At 67.0% G+C, this 19513-nt stretch carries 16 protein-coding genes; 12 read left to right on the top strand and 4 right to left on the bottom strand.

Translation table 11 applies throughout. From position 1 onward, the window contains the following. Positions 1 to 38: 38 nt before the first annotated feature. Positions 39 to 1421, bottom strand: a complete 1383-nt coding sequence (locus F3W81_RS18925) for an NAD-dependent succinate-semialdehyde dehydrogenase (RefSeq protein ID WP_193081011.1) — start codon at positions 1419 to 1421, stop codon at positions 39 to 41. A 297-nt stretch (positions 1422 to 1718) separates the two neighbouring features. Between F3W81_RS18925 and F3W81_RS18920 the strand changes: the two genes are divergently transcribed. The 3 genes from F3W81_RS18920 to F3W81_RS18910 are packed head-to-tail and all read left to right on the top strand — an operon-like array spanning position 1719 to position 4319. Next, a complete protein-coding gene (locus F3W81_RS18920; RefSeq protein ID WP_193081009.1) occupies positions 1719 to 2738 on the top strand; it encodes an ABC transporter substrate-binding protein in 1020 nt (339 codons plus the stop codon). Continuing rightward, positions 2735 to 3547 (top strand): ABC transporter ATP-binding protein, encoded by an 813-nt coding sequence (locus tag F3W81_RS18915; protein WP_193081007.1) that lies wholly within the window; start codon positions 2735 to 2737, stop codon positions 3545 to 3547. The genes F3W81_RS18920 and F3W81_RS18915 overlap by 4 nt, the downstream gene beginning before the upstream one ends. Beyond that, positions 3540 to 4319, top strand: coding sequence for an ABC transporter permease (locus F3W81_RS18910; RefSeq protein ID WP_193081005.1), 780 nt, complete (start codon positions 3540 to 3542; stop codon positions 4317 to 4319). The genes F3W81_RS18915 and F3W81_RS18910 overlap by 8 nt, the downstream gene beginning before the upstream one ends. A 19-nt stretch (positions 4320 to 4338) precedes the next feature. Here F3W81_RS18910 and F3W81_RS18905 read toward each other — a convergent pair whose 3' ends face one another. Beyond that, positions 4339 to 6183 carry a cation:proton antiporter domain-containing protein gene (locus tag F3W81_RS18905; RefSeq protein WP_193081004.1) on the bottom strand — a complete coding sequence of 615 codons (1845 nt, stop codon included), beginning with the start codon at positions 6181 to 6183 and terminating at the stop codon, positions 4339 to 4341. Between the two features lie 243 nt (positions 6184 to 6426). Between F3W81_RS18905 and F3W81_RS18900 the strand changes: the two genes are divergently transcribed. Genes F3W81_RS18900 through F3W81_RS18875 form a run of 6 tightly spaced genes read left to right on the top strand, consistent with a single transcriptional unit; the run spans position 6427 to position 13691 of the window. Then, positions 6427 to 8577 carry an FAD-dependent oxidoreductase gene (locus F3W81_RS18900; RefSeq protein WP_193081003.1) on the top strand — a complete coding sequence of 717 codons (2151 nt, stop codon included), beginning with the start codon at positions 6427 to 6429 and terminating at the stop codon, positions 8575 to 8577. Then, complete coding sequence (locus F3W81_RS18895; RefSeq protein ID WP_193081002.1) at positions 8574 to 9191, top strand: CDP-alcohol phosphatidyltransferase family protein; 618 nt, start codon at positions 8574 to 8576, stop codon at positions 9189 to 9191. The genes F3W81_RS18900 and F3W81_RS18895 overlap by 4 nt, the downstream gene beginning before the upstream one ends. Positions 9192 to 9200: 9 nt before the next feature. After that, positions 9201 to 10391: an ABC transporter substrate-binding protein gene (locus tag F3W81_RS18890; RefSeq protein WP_193081001.1), complete on the top strand. Its 1191-nt coding sequence runs from the start codon at positions 9201 to 9203 to the stop codon at positions 10389 to 10391. Next, entirely contained in the window at positions 10388 to 12070 is a 1683-nt protein-coding gene (locus tag F3W81_RS18885) for an ABC transporter permease (RefSeq protein WP_193081000.1), read from the top strand. The genes F3W81_RS18890 and F3W81_RS18885 overlap by 4 nt, the downstream gene beginning before the upstream one ends. Next, positions 12061 to 12690 (top strand): ATP-binding cassette domain-containing protein, encoded by a 630-nt coding sequence (locus F3W81_RS18880; protein WP_193080999.1) that lies wholly within the window; start codon positions 12061 to 12063, stop codon positions 12688 to 12690. Before F3W81_RS18885 ends, F3W81_RS18880 begins: the two co-directional genes overlap by 10 nt. Then, complete coding sequence (locus F3W81_RS18875; RefSeq protein WP_193080998.1) at positions 12687 to 13691, top strand: FAD-dependent oxidoreductase; 1005 nt, start codon at positions 12687 to 12689, stop codon at positions 13689 to 13691. The genes F3W81_RS18880 and F3W81_RS18875 overlap by 4 nt, the downstream gene beginning before the upstream one ends. A 3-nt stretch (positions 13692 to 13694) precedes the next feature. Here F3W81_RS18875 and F3W81_RS18870 read toward each other — a convergent pair whose 3' ends face one another. Beyond that, positions 13695 to 14867 carry an ROK family transcriptional regulator gene (locus tag F3W81_RS18870; protein WP_193080997.1) on the bottom strand — a complete coding sequence of 391 codons (1173 nt, stop codon included), beginning with the start codon at positions 14865 to 14867 and terminating at the stop codon, positions 13695 to 13697. Between the two features lie 173 nt (positions 14868 to 15040). Between F3W81_RS18870 and F3W81_RS18865 the strand changes: the two genes are divergently transcribed. From F3W81_RS18865 to F3W81_RS18855, 3 genes are all read left to right on the top strand, one after another. After that, positions 15041 to 16051 carry a sugar ABC transporter substrate-binding protein gene (locus tag F3W81_RS18865; RefSeq protein ID WP_193080995.1) on the top strand — a complete coding sequence of 337 codons (1011 nt, stop codon included), beginning with the start codon at positions 15041 to 15043 and terminating at the stop codon, positions 16049 to 16051. Positions 16052 to 16126: 75 nt separating this feature from the next. Further along, positions 16127 to 17191: an ABC transporter permease gene (locus tag F3W81_RS18860; RefSeq protein WP_193080993.1), complete on the top strand. Its 1065-nt coding sequence runs from the start codon at positions 16127 to 16129 to the stop codon at positions 17189 to 17191. Next, on the top strand, positions 17188 to 17961 hold the full coding sequence (locus F3W81_RS18855; RefSeq protein ID WP_193080991.1) for an ATP-binding cassette domain-containing protein: 774 nt from the start codon (positions 17188 to 17190) through the stop codon (positions 17959 to 17961). The genes F3W81_RS18860 and F3W81_RS18855 overlap by 4 nt, the downstream gene beginning before the upstream one ends. Before the next feature lie 193 nt (positions 17962 to 18154). Here F3W81_RS18855 and F3W81_RS18850 read toward each other — a convergent pair whose 3' ends face one another. Continuing rightward, a complete protein-coding gene (locus F3W81_RS18850; protein WP_193080990.1) occupies positions 18155 to 19453 on the bottom strand; it encodes a replication-associated recombination protein A in 1299 nt (432 codons plus the stop codon). Positions 19454 to 19513 lie beyond the last annotated feature (60 nt).

Below are 19513 nucleotides of genomic sequence, written 5' to 3'. Positions count from 1 at the left end.
TGCACGGCGGGAGGAGCCCCGCCGCGCCCGTGTCAGCCTCAGGCGGGGGCGTCGGCCTTGATGGTGCGCACCAGCTTCTTGTTGACGAACTGCTGGATGCCCATGTCGCCCAGCTCTCGGCCATAGCCGGAGTCCTTGATGCCGCCGAAGGGCAGCTCGGCGTCGGTCCAGCTGATGTTGTTGATGAACATCATGCCGGTCTCGACCGCGCTGGCAACGCGGCGACCCGCCGCTTCATCGCCGGTAAAGACCGACCCGCCGAGGCCGAAGTCGCTGTCATTGGCCAGCGCGACCGCTGCCGCCTCGTCCTTGACCCGGAAGATCATCGCGACGGGGCCGAAGAATTCGGTGCGGAAGGCGGGGTTGTCGGGGGTGACATCGGTCAGGATGGTGGGCTGCATGTAGCTGCCCGGGCGGTTCAGGCGTTTGCCGCCCATCAGCACCTTGGCGCCATGTTTGACGGCGACATCAACCTGTTCCAGCAGATCCAGCAGGGCCTGTTCGCTCGACAACGGGCCCAGCGTCGTGGCGCTGTCCAGCGGATCGCCCGCCTCCAGCGTGCCCAGAGCGGCCTGAAAATCGGTCGTGAACTGATCGGCGACCTCTTCGGCGATGATGAAGCGTTTGGCGGCGCAACAGGTCTGGCCGGTGTTGTACATCCGCCCCCAGACCGCCCACTTCAGCGCATGCTCCATATCGGCATCTTTCAGCACGATAAAGGCATCCGCACCACCCAGCTCCATCGAGGAGGGCTTCAGCGCCTTCCCGGCAGCGGCGGCAATGCTGCGACCGGCGGCGACACTGCCGGTCAGCGCAACGCCCTTGATGCGCGGATCGGCAACCACGGCATCGGACTGGTCGTGGCTGATCATCAGGTTGGTATAGAGGCCCTCGGGCGCACCGGCATCCGTCAGGATCTTCTCGAACGCGATGGCGCATTGCGGCACACAGCCGGCGTGCTTGACGACCAGCGTATTGCCCGCCATCAGATGCGGCCCGGCGACGCGCGCCAGTTGATAATAGGGGAAATTCCACGGCTCGACCCCGAAGATCACCCCAATCGGGCTGCTCTCCATATGGCCTTCGCCCTGCTCGGGATAGAGCGGCGTATCGGCGAGGAAGGTCTCGGCGTTGGTCGCGTAATAGGCCATGATCCGGGCCGAAAACTCGACCTCGCCACGGGCCTCGTCGATGCGTTTGCCCATCTCCAGCGTCATGGTCTCGGCCAGCTCCTCGGCCCGCTCGTGCAGCAGGACACCGGCCTTGGCGATGATCGCAGCGCGCGCGTCGTAGGAGGTGGCTTTCCACGTCAGGAAACACTCGGCAGCTTTTGCCAGCTTGGCCTCAAGCTGGGTATCCGTCAGCTCTTCGAATTTTTTCAGCAGGGTGCCGGTGGCGGGGTTGAAGCTCTGATAGGTCATGGCGGTCTCCTTGGGGTCATCCGGGGGGCGATGGCGCGCGCCTGTCCTGCGCCATGGCGCGGACCGCGTGACAGCAGCCATCGGGTCAGTCTGGTGACTGGCTGGTCACGTTATGGACCCCGGCGCGCGGCGCCATACTGATGCACATCTGTGCAGCCCTCAGAAAGGCATCGCCCCGACGGACCGGGCCAGTGGGCCACCAAAGAGCCCTGCCCGTTTCACCGGCAAAATGGCGGCTTCTCACAGCAGGGCCACGCCCGAAACATATGCGAAAGAGTCATAACAAGGGAGGCTTCCATGCCCAAACTCACGCTCAGCCGCCGCAGCTTTCTGGCCGCATCCGCCGCCAGCACCGTCTACCTGACCACCAGCCGCGCCGGTCACGCCGAGGAGATGACCTTCGACTTCATCACTCCGTTCAGCTTTTCGCTGGCCTTCGGTGCCGTACTCTATGCCGATGCGGCGGGCTATTACGACGCCGAGGGCCTGACCTTCCGCCCGCAATCGGGCAAGGGCGCCGCGCTCGCCTCGCAGATGGTGATCGCCGAGCAGATGGATTCAGGGCGCACCGGGGGCACCAACTACATCCTGTCGCGGGTCGAGAATGACGCGCCGCTGATCTCGATCGCGACGATCGCGCAGCTCTCGCCCTTCTTCGTCATCACCTCCGGCAAAGATCCCGCCGATACGGTCGAGGATCTGCAGGGCCGCACCGTCGGCATGGCCTCGCTCGGTGGGTCGATGGAGGGGACGCTGGATCTGCTGATGCGCAAGGGCGGCTTTGATCCCGCCAGCGTGAAAAAGGTCAAGGTGGCGGATACGGCGGCGTCTTATGCGCTGATCGAAGCCGGGCGCGCCGGGGCCTTCATCGGCAACACCTCCTCGATGATCAAGGCGCAGGCCGAGAGCGAGGGCGTGCATGCCTTTGCCATGGACGACGGGATGCCCGGTCAGGTCTATGTCGCCCACCCCGAGATGATCGCGGCCCATCCCGAAAAGTTCATCGCCTTCCTGCGCGCCACCCACAAGGCCGCGTCCGAGATCGCCGCCCTGCCGCAGGACCAGCTTGACCCGATCCTGCAGGCCATCGGCGGCAAGTTCGATGTCTCGGGCCTCGATGATGTCGAAACTGCGCGCAGTGACCTCTATACCAACGCCCGTAACTGGGTCGCCCGGGGCGATGACAACCTGCTGCGCAACGTCCCCGAGGTCTGGGCCAGCGCGGTCGACATGCTGTTCGAGTCCGGCATGATCACCAAGCAGGTCGACCCGACGACGCTCTATACCAACGCCCTGCTGGAAAGCGCGCTGGCGTGAGCGAGCACGACCCCGCCCTGCTGTCCGCGGAGATCGATATCCGCGGACTGACCAAGATTTTCGGCGAGGGCGCAACAGCCGTCACCGCGATCTCCAAGGCCGATCTCGATCTGGACCGGGGGGCGTTCATCTCGCTCCTCGGGCCGTCGGGCTGTGGCAAGACCACGCTGCTGCGCATCGTCGCCGGGCTTGAGGCCCCAACGGAAGGCAGCGTCAGCATCCGCGGCCTGCCGGTCTGGCGCGGGCGCAAACGCTCGCGCAAGGCGACGCGCCCGGTGTCGATGATGTTTCAGGAGGCGCGGCTGTTTCCCTGGTACAGCGTCGCCGAAAACGTCGCCCTGCCACTGCGCATCACCGGCGCCTCCAATGCGGACCGGATGGCGCGCGCGCGCGAAATCTGCGCCACCGTCGGGCTGAAGGGGTTCGAGGATCACCGCCCCGCGCAGCTCTCGGGGGGGATGCGCCAGCGCGCCTCACTGGCGCGGGCGCTGGTCACCGACCCGCAGGTGCTGCTGCTGGATGAACCCTTCGGCGCGCTGGATGCGATGACCCGCGACACCCTGAATCTTGGGCTGATGGAGGTCTGTGCGCGCGCCCGTGTCACCACGATCCTCGTCACCCACTCGATTGCCGAAGCGGCGTTCCTGTCGGACCGTGTGATCGTGCTGGCCCCACGCCCGGCGCGCATCACCAATGTCGTCGACATCCCCTTCGCCCGCCCCCGCACGCTGGATCTGCAACGCAGCACCGCCTTTCAGGACATCGTGGCGGACCTGCGCACCCAGCTGATGGAGGGCCATGATGCCTAGATCCGCGAACTTCTGGCGCATCGCGCTGCCCGCCATTGCCGTGGTGGTCTTTCTGGTCGGCTGGTCGGTCTATGTGCGCACCGCCGAGGTCTCGGCCTTCGTGCTGCCCCCGCCCGAGGCGATTGCCGTCGCCCTCGGCCACCTGATCCTTGATCCAAACCTCTGGTATCACGCCCGCATCACCGTGACCGAGGCCGTGTCGGGCTTTGTCATCGCCGTGACGCTCGGCACTGTACTGGGCTTCCTGATGGCGCGGTTTCCCCCGGTGGAATGGGCCGCCAAGCCCTTCATCGTGCTGCTGCAACTGGTGCCCAAGATCGCGCTGGCGCCGCTGTTCATCCTGTGGTTCGGCTTCGGGCTGGAATCCAAGATCGTCATCGCCGCCGCTCTGGCGTTCTTTCCGGTCTTCTCCAACGCGCTGATCGCCTTCAAATCCGTCGATCCCGGCGACAGCGACGTGATGACCATGCTGCAGGCCAATGCCGCGCAGCGCTTCGTCATGCTGGAGCTGCCCAATGCCCTGCCCGTGGTGCTGACCGGCATGGAGGTTTCGGTCGTGATGTCGATGATCGGTGCCATCGTCGGCGAGTTCATCGGCGGCAGCGAAGGCCTCGGCTATCTCGCCGTGAAATACCTGCAGGAGCTTTCGGTGCCGAACCTCTTTGCCGTGGTCGTGGTGCTGACGCTGGTCGGACTCTGCCTCTATCTGCTGATCGGCCGGTTGCGCGCCTGGCTCGCGCCATGGCACGCCTCAAGCACCGGGTCGCACTGACCCCGGCCCGGGATCCTGCTCAGCCGCGCAGGATCTCGGCGATGCGCACGTTCAGCTCCGCCTCCCAGCTTTCGCGCCCCTCGCGGACATAGCGCGCCAGAACGCCGTCGCGGTCGCTCGGGTCGGAGACGGCATAGTGGTTGGCCATCTCCAGCATATGCTCGCGGTCGGACGCCAGAAACAGCTCCAGCGCCGCTTCGGATTTGGCGCGCGAATGGCCAAGCGCCTCGAATGCCGAGCGCGAGGCCCGGATCGAGCTGTCGTAGGTCTCGCGGATGATATCGCGGCAGCCGATCGCCCAGAGGTCATAGACGTGATAGCGGTCATAAGCGCGCGCGATGACGTGCAGATGCGGATAGCGGCTCTGCACCAGCTTCACCAGCTCGGTCACCGCCTCCTTGCCGTCGATCGCGATCACCAGAAGGCGGGCGTTGGCGATGCCTGCGGCCTCCAGCAGGTCGGGCCGGGTGGCATCGCCGTAATAGACCGGCAGGCCGAAGTTGCGCAGGATTTCCAGCTGTTCGGCGCTGTAGTCGACCACCGTGGCGCGATAGCCCGCTGCCCGCAGCGCGCGGTTGACGATGCCGCCAAAGCGGCCATGCCCAGCGATGATGATATCGGCGGGGGGCGGCGCGTCAGCCTCGGTCTGCTGCTGACGCGAATAACGCGGCGCGACGACCTTGTCATAGAGGATGAACAGCGCCGGGGTCAGGAACATCGACAGCGTCACGATCAGCAGCATCAGATCCGCCGTGTCGCGCGCGATCACGCCACTGCCGACGGTAAAGCTGATCAGCACGAAGCCGAACTCGCCCGCCTGCGCCAGCCCCAGCGCCACCAGCCAGCGGTCGCCGCCAAACAGGCCAAAGCCACGCGCCAAGGCCCCCAGCACCGCCATCTTGACCACGATCAGCCCCAGCGTCAGCCCCACGACCAACACCAGATGATCCGCCAGAAGCGCAAAGTCGATACTGGCCCCCACGGTGATGAAGAACACCCCGAGGAAGATGCCCTTGAAGGGGGCAATGTCGCTCTCCAGTTCATGCCGATAGGGGCTGTTGGCCATGACCACCCCAGCGAGGAAGGTGCCGAGCGCGGGGGACAGACCCACCATCGTCATCAGCAGAGCGACCCCCACCACCATCATCAGCGCGGTCGAGACGAAAATCTCGCGCAGTCGCGCGGTCGAGATATAGCGAAAGATCGGCGTCGTGGTGAAATGGCCGACCACGATCACCAGCAGCACCGCCCCCAGTGTCACGAGGCCCGAAGCCCACGCGGGCAAGCCATCCACCATGTTGAGGCTGAGGGTCGCGTGCTCCGCCTCCGCCCCGCTGGCGCCCAGACCGGGCATCGCCAGCAATGGGATCAGCACCAGCATCGGGATCACGGCGATGTCCTGAAACAACAGCACCGACAGGCTCGCCATGCCGCCATCGCTTTTCATCAGGCCCTTTTCCTGCAAGGTCTGGCTGACAATCGCGGTCGAGGACAGCGCCAGAATCAGCCCGATGGCCAGCGCGCTCTGCCAGGCCAGATCAAAGGCCACCGCCACGCCCATCACCGCCAGCGCCGTCAGCGCCACCTGCCCGCCGCCCATGACGAAAATGCGCGAGCGCATCTTCCACAGCGACAGCGGCTGCATCTCCAGCCCGATCAGGAACAGCATCATCACCACGCCGAACTCTGTCAGGTGCTGCAAAGCCATCACATCGACGCCGATCCAGCCCAGCACCGGGCTGATCGCGATCCCCGCCAGCAAGTACCCCAGCACCGAGCCGAGGCCAAAGCGCGTCGCAATCGGCACCGCGATTGAGCCCGCCAGAAACAGAGTGAAGGTGATCAGCAGGATTTCATCGTTCATCGGTCGCGCCCTCGTGCAAAGGTCCGCCCGGACCTGCCCGCGATAATCCTGCTTTGCGCGACCGGATGCGAGGTCAAATCAGCGCAGCCCCCCGCTTTTGCAGCGCTTTTGCAGCCCGGCCACAGCCCCTGCCCAGCAACGCCGCGTCAATCATTTCGCAAAAGCCACTGACACGGCGTAACAAAGCGTTACCTTGGGGCGAAGGGACAGTCAGACCCTATCGCCCAGCCCGAAAGGCCCATCGTGAAGAAACCCCTGCTCTTTCTCGTTCTGGTGATCGTGGTCGTTGCGGCAGCTCTGTTGCTGCGCGCCCATCCGCTCGACCTCGGCGCGCTGCGCGATCTGCTGGCCCGTCTTGAGGGCTGGCGGCAGGACCATGCGCTGACCCTCTTCGCGCTGGTCTTTGCGGGCTATGTCATCGTCACCGCCCTGTCACTTCCGCTGGCGCTGTGGATGACGCTGGCCTCGGGTGCGCTGTTCGGCTTCTGGCAGGGGCTGCTGCTGGTCTCCTTTGCCTCCAGCATCGGGGCGACACTGGCGTTCCTCGCGGCGCGCTATCTGCTGCGCGACTGGGTGAAACAGCGCCTCGGGGCGCGCGCCGACAAGATCGACGCCGGGCTGAAGCGCGACGGCGCCTTCTATCTGTTCACGCTGCGACTAATCCCGGTGGTGCCGTTCTTTGCCGTCAACCTGCTGATGGGTCTCTCGGCCATGCCCGCGCGGGTGTTCTACCTCGTCAGTCAGGCCGGGATGCTGGCGGGCACCGCGATCTACGTCAACGCGGGCACGCAACTGGCGACGCTCGACAGCCTCTCGGGCATCGTCTCGCCCCGCATCCTCGCGTCCTTCGCTTTGCTGGCGGTGTTCCCGTGGATCGCCCGTCTGGTCCTGGCCATGATCAAGCGACGCCGCGCCTATCGCGGCTGGACACGGCCCGTGGCCTACGACCGCAACCTGATCGTCATCGGCGCAGGCGCGGCGGGCCTCGTCTCGGCCTATATCGCCGCCGCCACCAAGGCCCGCGTCACACTGGTCGAGGCGCACAAGATGGGCGGCGACTGCCTGAACTACGGTTGCGTGCCCTCCAAGGCGCTGATCCGCAGCGCCACCCTCGCCCACCAGATGCGCCACGCCAGCGACTATGGCCTGAGCGACACCCAGCCGCAGGTGCCCTTCCGCGCCCTGATGGCCCGCATTCACCGCATCATTTCCGATATCGAACCGCATGACTCGGTGGAACGCTACGAGGGCCTCGGCGTCGAGGTCCTGCTCGGCCATGCCCGCCTGATCGACCCCTGGACAGTGCAGATCACGGCCCATGACGGCACCGTCCAGCGCCTGACCAGCCGCGCCATTATCCTCGCCACCGGTTCCCGCCCTTACCTGCCACCACTGCCGGGGCTGGAGGTCGTCGCCCCCCTCACCTCCGACACGATGTGGGCGCACCTCAGCGACCGCGACACCCCGCCCGCCCGCCTCGCGATCCTCGGCGGCGGCCCCATCGGGTGCGAGCTGTCACAGGCCTTCGCCCGCCTCGGCAGCGATGTCATCCAGATCGAACAGGGCGACCGCCTGCTTTCGCGCGAAGACGCGGAGGTCTCTGCCATGGTGCAGACCGCGCTCGAGGCCGACGGCGTGCGCGTCCTGACTGATCACAAGGCGCAGGCCTGCGGTATCACCGACGGCGAAAAATGGATTGAGGTCAGCCACAACGGCTCCCCCCAGCGGATCGCGTTCGATGAAATCATCGTCGCCGTGGGCCGCCGCGCCCGCCTGCAGGGCTTCGGGCTGGAGGAGCTGAGCATCCCCTGCGATCGCGTGCTTGAGACGAACGACTACCTCGAAACCCTCTACCCCAATATCCTCGCCGCGGGGGATGTCGCCGGGCCCTACCAGTTCACCCATACCGCCAGCCATCAGGCGTGGTTCGCCGCCGTGAATGCGCTGTTCGGCGATTTCAAACGCTTCAAGGCCGATTACCGCGTCATCCCCTTCGCAACCTTCACCGACCCCGAGGTCGCCCGCGTCGGCCTGTCCGAAGCCGAGGCGCAGGCCCAGAATATCTCCCATGAGGTCACCCGCTATGACCTCGCCGAACTCGACCGCGCCATCGCCGACAGCGCCACCCGTGGCTTCGTCAAGGTGCTGACCGTGCCCGGCAAGGACCGCATCCTCGGCGCCACCATCGTCGGCGCGCACTCCGCCGAGCTTCTGGCCGAATTCGTTCTGGCGATGAAACACGGGCTGGGGCTGAACAAGATCCTCGGTACGATCCACATCTACCCGACGCTGGCCGAGGCGAACAAAAGCGTCGCCGGCACCTGGCGCCGCGCCCATATCAACGCCCGCCTGCTGGGCGTGGTGCGTCGCTTTCACGACTGGAGGCGCGGATGATCGACGCCCGCCTTCTGCCCCTGCAACGCGCCGCCCTCGCGCCCCTTGCGTCAGCACTGGCGCGACGGGGCGTCAGCGCCGACAGCCTCAGCCTCGCAGGCTTTGCCTGCGGTCTGCTGGCGGTGCTCGCGCTGGCCTTGGGGGGCTGGGGCATCGCGCTGCTTCTGATCGCGCTGAACCGGCTGTGCGACGGGCTCGACGGGGCCGTCGCGCGGCTTGGAACGCCGACGGATCGCGGCGCTTTCCTCGACATCTCGCTCGACTTCGTCTTCTACGCGCTGGTGCCGCTGGGGTTCGCCCTGCACGATCCCGTCCGCAACGCCCTGCCCGCCGCCATCCTGATCGCGGCCTTCGTCGGCACCGGCTCGTCCTTCCTCGCCTTCGCCACCATCGCCGCGAAACAGGGCCGCGCGGCACCCGATTTCCCCACCAAGGGCATCTACTACCTCGGCGGCCTGACCGAGGGGTTCGAGACCATCGCGATCTTCACCGCCATGTGCCTCTGGCCCGCCGCCTTCCCCGCCCTCGCCGGGGTCTTCGCGCTGGCCTGCGCCCTCTCCACCGTGCTGCGCTGGCTTCAGGGCTGGCGCGCCTTTTCCGACACCGCCCCCTGAGGAGCCCCCATGCGCCTGCCCTTCGCCGCGACTGCCCTTGCCCTGACCCTAAGCGCCACCCCGGCCCTTGCCGACTGGTCCGAGACCCTCGCCGCCGCCCGCGGCCAGACCGTCTATTTCAACGCCTGGGGCGGTGACGCGCGCACCAATGCCTTCATCGACTGGGTCGGCCAGCAGACCGAGGCGCGCTTCGGCGTCTCCGTCCAGCAGGTGAAACTCAGCGACACGGCCGAGGCCGTCACCCGCGTCCTCTCGGAGAAAGCCGCAGGGCAAGACAGCGACGGCTCGGTCGACCTGATCTGGATCAACGGCCCGAACTTCCTTGCGATGAAGGCGCAGGGCCTGCTGCATGGCCCCTTCGTGTCTGACCTGCCGAATGCGCGCTACCTCGACCTCACCACAGGCTCCGCCGCCACCACCGATTTCACCGTGCCCGTAGAAGGGATGGAGAGCCCCTGGCGGCTGGCCAAGTTCGTCTTCGTCACCGACAGCGCCCGCGTCACCACGCCGCCCACCAGCATGGCCGCCTTCGCCGATTGGGCCGCCGCCCACCCCGGCCGCATGACGCACCCGGATGCGTCCAACTTCATGGGTGCGACCTTCCTGAAACAGGCGCTGGTCGAACTCGCCCCCGATCCGAGCGCCCTGCAAGCCCCCGTGACCGACGCCACCTACGCCACCCAGACCGCCCCCCTCTGGGACTGGTACGAGACGCTGCGCCCAAACCTCTGGCGGCAGGGCACGGCCTTTCCCGAAAACCAGTCGGTCCAGCAACAGATGCTGAATGACGCAGAGATCGACATCGCCATGTCATTTGACCCCGCCTCCACCGCCGCCGCCATAGATCAGGGCCTGCTGCCCGACACCGCGCGCGTCTTCGTCCCCGAAGGCGGCACCATCGGCAACGTCAGCTTCGTCGCCATCCCCTATAACGCCGCCCATAGCGCGGGGGCCGAGGTCGTGGCCAATTTCCTCCTCGCCCCCGAAACCCAGGCGCATATGCAGAATATCGAGGTGCTCGGCTCCTTCTCCGTCCTCGACCCCGCCAAGCTCGACGACACGGCCCGCGCCGCCTTCGACGCCCTGCCCAGCGCCCCGGCCCTGCCGACGCTGGCCGACCTCGGCCCGACGCTGCTCGAACCGCACCCAAGCTGGACGACCCGCCTGACCGAGGACTGGGCGCGGCGCATCACCAGATGAGGCAGCCCACCCTGCGCCGCGCAGTGCTGTCGCTGGTCGCCCTGCTGGGGGTTCTGCCGATCCTCGCCGGTCTCTGGCAGAGCCTGCGCGCCAGTTTCGGCATCCTGCCCGCCCTCGGCGCAACCACCCTCAGCCCAGCGCCATGGGGGCAGCTGATGCAGCTGCCCGGCCTCACCACCAGCCTGGCGCTGACGCTGACCACGGGCCTCGGCGCGACGCTGATCGCCTTCGTGCTGGTCGTCGCGCTCTGTGCTGCGCGCGCCGACCGCGCCCCGGTGCCGCCACGCCTGCTGGCGCCCTTCCTCGCCGCGCCCCATGCCGCCATGGCCATCGGCCTCGCCTTCCTCATCGCGCCCTCGGGTTGGATCGCACGCGCCTTGGCGCAGGTCCTTGGCTGGAGCACGCCGCCGCTCTGGATCACCGTCAACGACCCGCACGGGTTCGCCCTCATCCTCGGGCTGGTGATCAAGGAGGTGCCCTTTCTGCTGCTGGTCACCCTCTCGGCCCTGTCGCAAATCCCCCTGCGGCAAAGCCTGATCACCGGGCGGGCGCTGGGCTATGGCGCGGGCGCGCTCTGGCTCAAACTCGTGCTGCCACAGATCTGGCCGCTGATCCGCCTGCCGCTGATGGTCGTGCTGGCCTATGCGCTGTCCAACGTCGACATGGCGCTGATCCTCGGCCCCGCGACCCCGCCGACGCTGGCGGTGCTGCTGGCCCGCCTGTTCTCGGACCCCGACACCGCAAAGCTGTTGCCCGCCTCGGCCGGCGCGATCCTGCAAGCGCTCCTCGTCCTCGCCAGCTTCGCCGCCCTCTGGGCCACCGCGCGCCTCACCGGCTGGGCTGGGCGCATCTGGCTGCGCAAAGGCACACGCGGCCCCCACAGCGCGCTAGGCCCCCTGCCTGCGCTCACCGCCACGGCGCTTCTCGCCCTCGGCGCGCTCTCCATGGCCGCGCTGCTGGTCTGGTCGCTGGCCTGGCGCTGGCCCTTCCCGCGCCTTGCCCCCGAAAGCTGGTCGCTCAGCGCCTGGGACACCAGCACCGCCCCCCTGACAACCACCCTCCTCCTCGCCCTCACCACAACGCTGCTCTCGACCCTGCTCGCCGTGGCCTGGCTTGAGGGCGAGGACCGCGCCCGCCGCCGCACCCCATGGGCCGAGGCGCTGATCTACCTGCCCCTGCTGGTGCCGCAGATCTCGTTCCTCTACGGCCTCAACATCCTGTTCCTGCGGATCGGGATCTCAGGCGGCATGGGCGCGGTGATCTGGGCGCAGACGCTCTTCGTCTTTCCCTATGTCATGCTGACCCTCTCGGCACCGTGGCGCGCCCTCGACCCCCGCCTGACGCGCACCGCCGCCGCCCTTGGCGCAGGGCCATGGCGGCAGCTCATCGCGGTCAAGCTCCCCGCCCTGCTGCGCCCGCTGCTGACCGCCGCGGCCATCGGAGTCGCCGTCTCCGTCGCGCAATACCTGCCGACGCTGTTCATGGGCGCGGGCCGCATCGCCACCCTGACGACCGAGGCCGTGACCCTCGCATCCGGCTCCGACCGGCGCATCACCGGGGCGACCGCCACCCTGCAAGCCGCGCTGCCACTGCTTGCGTACCTGATCGCCTTCGCCCTTCCCGCGCTGGTCCACCGCAACCGCCGCGCCCTCAACGGAGGGCATACCGCATGGGCCTGACCCTCACCGCCCTCTCGATCCACTTCCCCGGCCAGCCGCCCCTGTTCGCCCCGCTGAGCTTGAGCGTCCCGCCGGGCATCACCACGGTCATGGGCCCCTCCGGCGTCGGCAAATCCACGCTACTGGATGCCATCGCAGGATCGCTGCCGCCCGAGGCCACGCTCTCCGGCCAGATCACCCTGTACGGGGACGACATTACCACGCGCCCCGCCCATACCCGCCAGATCGGCCTGCTGTTTCAGGACGCCCTGCTGTTCCCGCATCTGTCGGTCGGGGACAACCTTGCCTTCGGCCTCTCGCCCCGCACCCGGGGCCGCACGGCCCGCCGCAAAGCAGTCACAGAGGCCCTCGAGCACGCAGGCCTGCCCGACATGGAGGCCCGCGACCCCGCCACCCTCTCTGGCGGCCAGAGGGCCCGCGTCGCCCTGATGCGCAGCCTGCTGGCCGAGCCGAGAGCGCTGCTGCTGGACGAACCCTTCGCCAAGCTCGACACCGCCCTGCGGGCCGAAATGCGCGCCTTCACCTTCGCCCATATCCGCGCCCGCAACATCCCCGCCCTCATGGTCACCCATGACGCAGAGGATGCCGAGGCCGCCGCTGGCCCGGTCATCACCCTATGAAACATGTAGTGCTGATCGGCGGCGGCCATACCCACGCCCTTGTCCTGCAGGCCTACGCCAAAGCCGCGCCCAACCTGCGCCTGACCCTGATCGACGCGCAGCCCCACGCCACCTACAGCGGCATGGTGCCGGGCTACCTCGCCGGGCACTACACCCGCGACCAGTTACAGATCGACCTCGCCCAACTGGCCGCCCGCGCCGGTGCCACTTTCCTGCAGGCCCACGTCAGCGCAATCGACCCCATCGCGAAACGCCTCACCCTGCAGAGCGGCGGCGACATCGCTTATGATATCGCCTCCCTCGACATCGGCCTTGACCACAGCGGGCCGGGCCTGCCGGTGAAACCCTTCGCCACGCTCTGCGACCGTTGGGACAGCTTTGTCTCGGCGGGCGGCGGCCATGTCGCCATCCTCGGCGCGGGCGCTGCGGGGTGCGAGCTGGCCTTGGCCGCTGCGCATCGCCTCGGCCCCCGCAGCCACGTCACCCTGATCGACCGGGCCGAGCACATCGCGCCGCAGCTTGCCCCGGCCCTCCGCCACCGCCTGACCCGCGCGCTGAACACCGCAGGCGCCACCCTGCACCTCGGCCAGAGCATCGCCCCCAAAGCCGACCTGCAGATCACTGCCACCGGAGGCCAGCCGCACCGCTGGCTGCACGCCCTCACCGGCCCGCAAGGCATCCCCGTCGCCCCGACGCTGCAGACAGGCGCCCACCCCGACCTCTTCGCCACCGGAGACTGCGCCCATTTCACCGCCCGCCCTCTGCCCAAGGCGGGGGTCTTCGCGGTGCGGCAGGCGCCGATCCTCGCCGACAACCTGCAGGCCCTCGCGCAGGGGCAGCCCTTGCGGCCCTACCATCCTCAGAGCGATTATCTGAAACTGCTGTCCCTCGGGGGGCACAGCGCTATCGCGGATTGGCACGGGCTGACCGCCTCGGGGGCTGCGTTCTGGCACCTGAAAGACCGCATCGACCGCGCCTTCATGGCCCGCTTCAACGGCTGAGCGTCACTCGACCAGATAGCGCGCGACGATAGGCTGATAGGCTGCGCCCAGCGCACAGGCCGTGGTGCCCAGACGCCCCGCCACCACCTCGGGCAGCACAATGCCGCGGGTGTCCATCCCGGCGATACGCGCCCGGACCTGCGCCACCAGCAGGGCGCGCAGCGCCTCGGGCACGCTGCCGTCGATCACCACCACCGGCACATCCAGGATCGCCACCAGCGACACCGTGCCATAGGCGATATATTCCGCCACCTCGCCCAGCCAAAGATCACGGATATCCTCAAAGCCGTCCCAGCCCGCGCCGCCCAGCAGCCGCTTAGCCGCGCCCGCCTCGCGCAGATCAATCCGCCGCTCAAGCTCATAGACCGAGGCGACCTCCAGCAGCTGCACGACCTTGCCATCGCGTCGCGGCACCGGGATCGAGGCGATCGCCCCCGCATTCCCCCCCGGCCCGGCGTAAAGCCGGTTGTCCATCATCACGCCGCCGCCGACAAAGGCGCCAAGGTAGATATATCCGAAATCCGAAATCCCCGCAGCGGCCCCGAACAGATGCTCTCCGTAACAGGCGAGCGAGCTGTCGTTGCCGACATAGACCGGCAGCCCGGTCCGCGCCGACAGCGCCGCTTCGGGATCAAAGCTTTTCCACGCCAGCATCTCGGCCTCGGGCGCGCCGACCAGATCCAGCCAGTCCCAGAGGTCATAGGGCATGCCCACGCCCAGCCCGGCAATGCGGCCGCGCTGCGCCGGGGTCAGTGTCTCGGCAAAGCGTGCCAGCCCCTGCGCGACGAACTCAAGCGTGCGCGCAGGCGTCGGATAGGCATGGCGGGTGGTGATCTGGCCCCGCACCTGCCCGATGAAATCCATCAGCACCAGATCCGACTGCCGCCGCCCCAGCCGCAGACCGACCGAGAACGCCCCGTCCGGGTCCAGCCCGATGGGGGTCGAGGGCTTGCCGACGCGCCCCTTCACCGGATCGCCACGCCGCACCAGCCCCTCGGCCTCAAGCCCACGGGTGATGACCGAGGCCGATTGCGCCGACAGCCCCGTCAGGCGCGCCAGCTCAGCCGACGGCGTCGGCCCCCCGACCCGCAACAGGTTCAGGATCGCACGTTCATTGGCGCTGTAGCTGCGCAAGGGCACTGTCGCGTCCATTCCGGGCGCGGCGGTCATCGTCATGAAAGGGTTCCTCCTTGGCGAAGTTCTGCATGACTTAATTAATAAGTCAACTTGATTTATTTATTGACGAGGGGCGGGAATCACACCTACACATGCCCTGTCCGCTGTGTTGGCGGCCTGCACAAGGTCCGGAGAGGAGTCCGGCCCCTGCGTACAGTCTGGGAGGACCACACATGAAGAAATTTATCGCCATTTCCGCACTCGCGCTCACTGCGACGGCAGGTACGGCTTTTGCGCAGGACACTGCCTGCATCATCACAAAGACCGACACCAACCCGTTTTTCGTCAAGATGCGCGAAGGCGCCGAAGCCAAGGCCGCAGAACTGGGCCTCAAGCTGATGACCTTCGCCGGCAAATACGACGGCGACCACGAAAGTCAGGCTCAGGCGATCGAGACCTGCATCGCCAGCGGCGCCAAGGGCATCCTGCTGACCGCCTCGGACACCTCGTCCATCGTGTCGTCCGTCAAGCAGGCGCAGGACGCGGGCGCCATCGTCATCGCCCTCGACACCCCGCTTGATCCCGCGACAGCGGCCAATGCCACCTTCGCCACCGACAACTTCAAGGCGGGCGAGCTGATCGGCCAATGGGCCAAGGCCAAGCTGGGCGACGCCGCAGCGGATGCCAAGATTGCCTTCCTCGACCTCAACGTCAGCCAGCCCACCGTCGGCGTGCTGCGCGATCAGGGCTTCATGCAGGGCTTCGGCATCGACATCAAGGACCCCGGCCGCTACGGCGACGAGGATGACGCCCGCATCGTCGGCCATGACGTGACCCAAGGCAACGAAGAGGGTGGCCGCAAGGCGATGGAAAACCTCCTCGCGCAGGACCCCATGATCAACGTCGTCTACACGATCAACGAACCCGCCGCCGCCGGTGCCTACGAGGCGCTGAAATCGCTGGGCCGTGAAAAAGACGTGCTGATCGTCTCGGTCGATGGCGGTTGCCCCGGCGTGCAGAACGTCGCCGACGGCGTGATCGGTGCCACTTCGCAGCAATACCCGCTGCAGATGGCCTCCAAGGGGATCGAAGCGATTGCCCAATACGCCAAGGATGGCACCCTGCCGCAACCCACGACAGGCAAGGACTTCTTTGACACCGGCGTCACCCTCGTGACCGACCAGCCCGTGGACGGGGTCGACTCCATCGACTCCACCAAGGGCACGGACATCTGCTGGGGCTAAGCCCCGTCACCCTGACCAACCCGTGAGGCGGCCGCGCCGCCTCACCCCTCCCGCCAGCCAGAAGGGGACGGCGCGATGAGCAAGAGCGACTCTTACGAAGACATCGTCAAAACCCGCCGCGAAGAGAACTTCGCCGAGTTTCAGGACGAAGACCACGGCTTCATGCACCGTGTGCAACACACCCTGCACGTCACCCCGGCGCTTGTGCCCCTGATCGTGCTGGTGATCTCCATCATCGTTTTCGGCGCTCTGCTCGGCTCGCGGTTCTTTTCGCCCTTCGCGCTGACGCTGATCCTGCAACAGGTGCAGATCGTCGGCATCGTCGCGGCGGCGCAATCGCTGATCATCCTGACGGCGGGCATCGACCTGTCGGTCGGCGCGATTACCGTCATTTCCTCGGTCGTCATGGGGCAGATGACCTTTCGCTACGGCATTCCCCCGGCGATCTCGATCGTGATCGGCCTCGCCTTCGGCACCCTCTGCGGGGCACTGAACGGGCTGCTGATCAGCCGCATGAAACTGCCGCCCTTCATCGTCACGCTGGGCACTTGGCAGATCATCCTGGCCTCGAACTACCTCTATTCCCGCAACGAGACGATCCGTGCGCAGGATATCGAAACCACCGCCCCGCTGTTGCAGTTCATGGGCACGAAATTCCAGATCGGCGGCGCGGTCTTCACCTTCGGCGTGGTCTTCATGATCGTGCTGATGCTGCTGATGGCCTGGATCCTGCGCCACACCGCATGGGGCCGCCACGTCTATGCCGTCGGCGACGACCCCGAAGCGGCGCAACTCTCCGGCGTCAACGTCAAGGCGACCATCATGTCGGTCTACATGATCGCCGGTCTGATCTGCGCCTTCGCAGGCTGGGCGCTGATCGGGCGGCTCGGCTCGGTCTCCCCCACCTCGGCCTATGAGGCAAACATCGAATCCATCACCGCTGTCGTCATCGGGGGCATCTCGCTGTTCGGCGGACGTGGCTCGATCCTCGGGGCACTGTTCGGCGCGCTGATCGTCGGGGTCTTCACCCTCGGTCTGCGCCTGCTCGGGGCCGACGCCCAGTGGACCTACTTCTTCATCGGTGTGCTGATCATCGCCGCCGTCGCTGTCGACCAATGGATCAGAAAGGTCTCCGCATGACCACGCCCATCCTCTCCGCCAAGAACCTGGTCAAGCGCTATGGCCGCGTCACCGCCCTCGACCACTGCGACTTTGAGCTGATGCCGGGCGAGATCCTGGCCGTCATCGGCGACAACGGCGCTGGCAAATCGACCCTGATCAAGGCGCTGTCCGGCGCCGTGGTCCCCGAAGAGGGCGAGGTCTACCTCGACGGCAAGCGCGTCAGCTTCACCGCCCCCACCGACGCCCGCGACGCGGGGATCGAGACGGTCTATCAGACCCTCGCCATGTCGCCGGCCCTGTCGATCGCCGACAACATGTTCATGGGCCGCGAGATCCGCAAACCCGGGATCATGGGAAAGGTGTTCCGCCAGCTCGACCGCAAGGCGATGGAGGATTTCGCCCGTCAGAAGCTGTCGGACCTCGGGCTGATGACGATCCAGAACATCAACCAGACGGTCGAGACCCTCTCGGGCGGTCAGCGTCAGGGCGTTGCCGTCGCCCGCGCCGCCGCCTTCGGCTCCAAGGTCATCATTCTGGACGAACCGACAGCCGCCCTCGGCGTCAAGGAAAGCCGCCGCGTGCTGGAGCTGATCCAGGACGTGCGCGACCGTGGCATTCCGATCATCCTGATCAGCCACAACATGCCGCATGTCTTCGAACTGGCCGACCGGGTCCATATCCACCGGCTGGGGCGTCGTCTCTGCGTCATCAACCCGCGCGACTACTCCATGTCCGATGCCGTCGCCTTCATGACCGGCGCGAAAGAGCCCGAACCGCAAGCCGCCTGAACGGCGCAAAATCGCACCGTTCAGTTACCGTTCAGATACCGACGCAATACCGACGTTCCGATCTGGCCATTTCAGCGCCTTTTGCCAGAGCCTGAGCGCCCCGCTAGACACCGGTCCCGTCCTCCCGATCCGGTGTCGCAGACGACGCCCTGCATCGCCCCTTCCGGTGCAGGGCGTTCGCATGTCAGGCGCCTCAGAACCGGCGCGGCTGATCCTTGCCCGACAGCTGCGCCCAGAACTCATCCGCGCGCTTCTCGAAGGTCGCGGCGGTGCGCGCATCACTCAGGTAAAACTGCCCCGGCGCGATCCCCGGCGCATAGGTCTGCTCGACCCAGCCGCGCGGATCGTTGTGCGGCAAGCGGTATCCGACATGCCCCAACTTGGCCGCGCCGGTGTAATGCGCATCCCTCAGATGCAGCGGCACCTTGACCTCTGGCTCGGAGCGGACATAGGACAGCGCCGCCCCGATCCCCCGCGCCACGGCCCCCGATTTCGGCGCCCGCGCCACATGCAGCGCGGCATGGGCCAGAATGATCTGCGCCTCAGGATAGCCTATCATTTCAACGGCTTGCGCTGCCGACACAGCCGTTTGCAGCGCCGTATTATCCGCCAGCCCGACATCTTCGGAGGCATGGATCATGATGCGGCGCGCGATGAAGCGCGGGTCCTCTCCGGCGTGGATCAGCACCGCCAGCCAGTAGAGGGTGGCGTCCGGATCCGAGCCGCGCATCGATTTCACGAAGGCGGAAATCACGTCGTAATGCTGATCCCCCGAGCGGTCGAAGTTCACCGCCGCGGCCGCATAGACCTCCTCGATCATCGCCGCGCTGATCTCCACCGGCCCCTCGCCATGGCCCACCGCGAGGCTCTCCAGCGTCACCAGCGCACGCCGCGCATCGCCCCCGGATCGCCCGGCGATCAGCGTCAGATGCTCCGGCGTCAGCGTCACCTCGATGCCGTTCTGCGCCAGATGGTCCAGCCCGCGCTGCAACACCTGCTCCATATCCGCCAGCGACAGCGGCTCCAGCTTGAGGATTTGTGAGCGTGAAATCAATGCCTTGGGGATCGAGTGATAGGGGTTCTCGGTGGTCGCGCCAATGAAATCGGTGGTGCCTTCCTCGCAGATCGTCAGCAGGTCATCGGCCTGCGTGGCCGACAGGCGATGCACCTCGTCGACGAACATCAGCACCGGATGCATCCGCGCCTCGTCCGCGATCTTGCGGATATCGGCGACGCGCGCACCCGCCGCGTGCAACACCCTGAATTCCTTACCCAACATCAGCCCGACCGCCCGCGCGATCGAGGTCTTGCCGATCCCCGGCGGACCATAGAGCAGCAGGCTGCCAAGGGCATTCGCCGCAATCCGGCGGCGCAGCAGAGACCCCGGCGCAACCAGCGCTGTCTGCCCGATCACCTCGTCCAGCGAGGCCGGTCTCAGCACATCCGCGAGGGGTCTGCGCCGGTCTGACGGCGAGGCGTCGAAAAGATCCATGTGGTCAGCCTCCGGGTCGACACGAGCCCGCTATCATAGGCCGAAGCGCCCCGCCCTACC

Origin of the sequence: Pseudooceanicola spongiae (assembly GCF_014899185.1) — a bacterium.
GTDB lineage: Bacteria > Pseudomonadota > Alphaproteobacteria > Rhodobacterales > Rhodobacteraceae > Pseudooceanicola > Pseudooceanicola spongiae.
This window is presented reverse-complemented; position numbering and strand designations above follow the sequence as displayed.

Bases quoted from the DNA above. Each gene is read 5' to 3' on its own strand.
- F3W81_RS18925 (WP_193081011.1), bottom strand. From the start codon at position 1,421: ATGACCTATCAGAGCTTCAACCCCGCCACCGGCACCCTGCTGAAAAAA.
- F3W81_RS18920 (WP_193081009.1), top strand. From the start codon at position 1,719: ATGCCCAAACTCACGCTCAGCCGCCGCAGCTTTCTGGCCGCATCCGCC.
- F3W81_RS18910 (WP_193081005.1), top strand. From the start codon at position 3,540: ATGCCTAGATCCGCGAACTTCTGGCGCATCGCGCTGCCCGCCATTGCC.
- F3W81_RS18905 (WP_193081004.1), bottom strand. From the start codon at position 6,183: ATGAACGATGAAATCCTGCTGATCACCTTCACTCTGTTTCTGGCGGGC.
- F3W81_RS18895 (WP_193081002.1), top strand. From the start codon at position 8,574: ATGATCGACGCCCGCCTTCTGCCCCTGCAACGCGCCGCCCTCGCGCCC.
- F3W81_RS18890 (WP_193081001.1), top strand. From the start codon at position 9,201: ATGCGCCTGCCCTTCGCCGCGACTGCCCTTGCCCTGACCCTAAGCGCC.
- F3W81_RS18885 (WP_193081000.1), top strand. From the start codon at position 10,388: ATGAGGCAGCCCACCCTGCGCCGCGCAGTGCTGTCGCTGGTCGCCCTG.
- F3W81_RS18880 (WP_193080999.1), top strand. From the start codon at position 12,061: ATGGGCCTGACCCTCACCGCCCTCTCGATCCACTTCCCCGGCCAGCCG.
- F3W81_RS18875 (WP_193080998.1), top strand. From the start codon at position 12,687: ATGAAACATGTAGTGCTGATCGGCGGCGGCCATACCCACGCCCTTGTC.
- F3W81_RS18870 (WP_193080997.1), bottom strand. From the start codon at position 14,867: ATGACGATGACCGCCGCGCCCGGAATGGACGCGACAGTGCCCTTGCGC.
- F3W81_RS18865 (WP_193080995.1), top strand. From the start codon at position 15,041: ATGAAGAAATTTATCGCCATTTCCGCACTCGCGCTCACTGCGACGGCA.
- F3W81_RS18860 (WP_193080993.1), top strand. From the start codon at position 16,127: ATGAGCAAGAGCGACTCTTACGAAGACATCGTCAAAACCCGCCGCGAA.
- F3W81_RS18855 (WP_193080991.1), top strand. From the start codon at position 17,188: ATGACCACGCCCATCCTCTCCGCCAAGAACCTGGTCAAGCGCTATGGC.
- F3W81_RS18850 (WP_193080990.1), bottom strand. From the start codon at position 19,453: ATGGATCTTTTCGACGCCTCGCCGTCAGACCGGCGCAGACCCCTCGCG.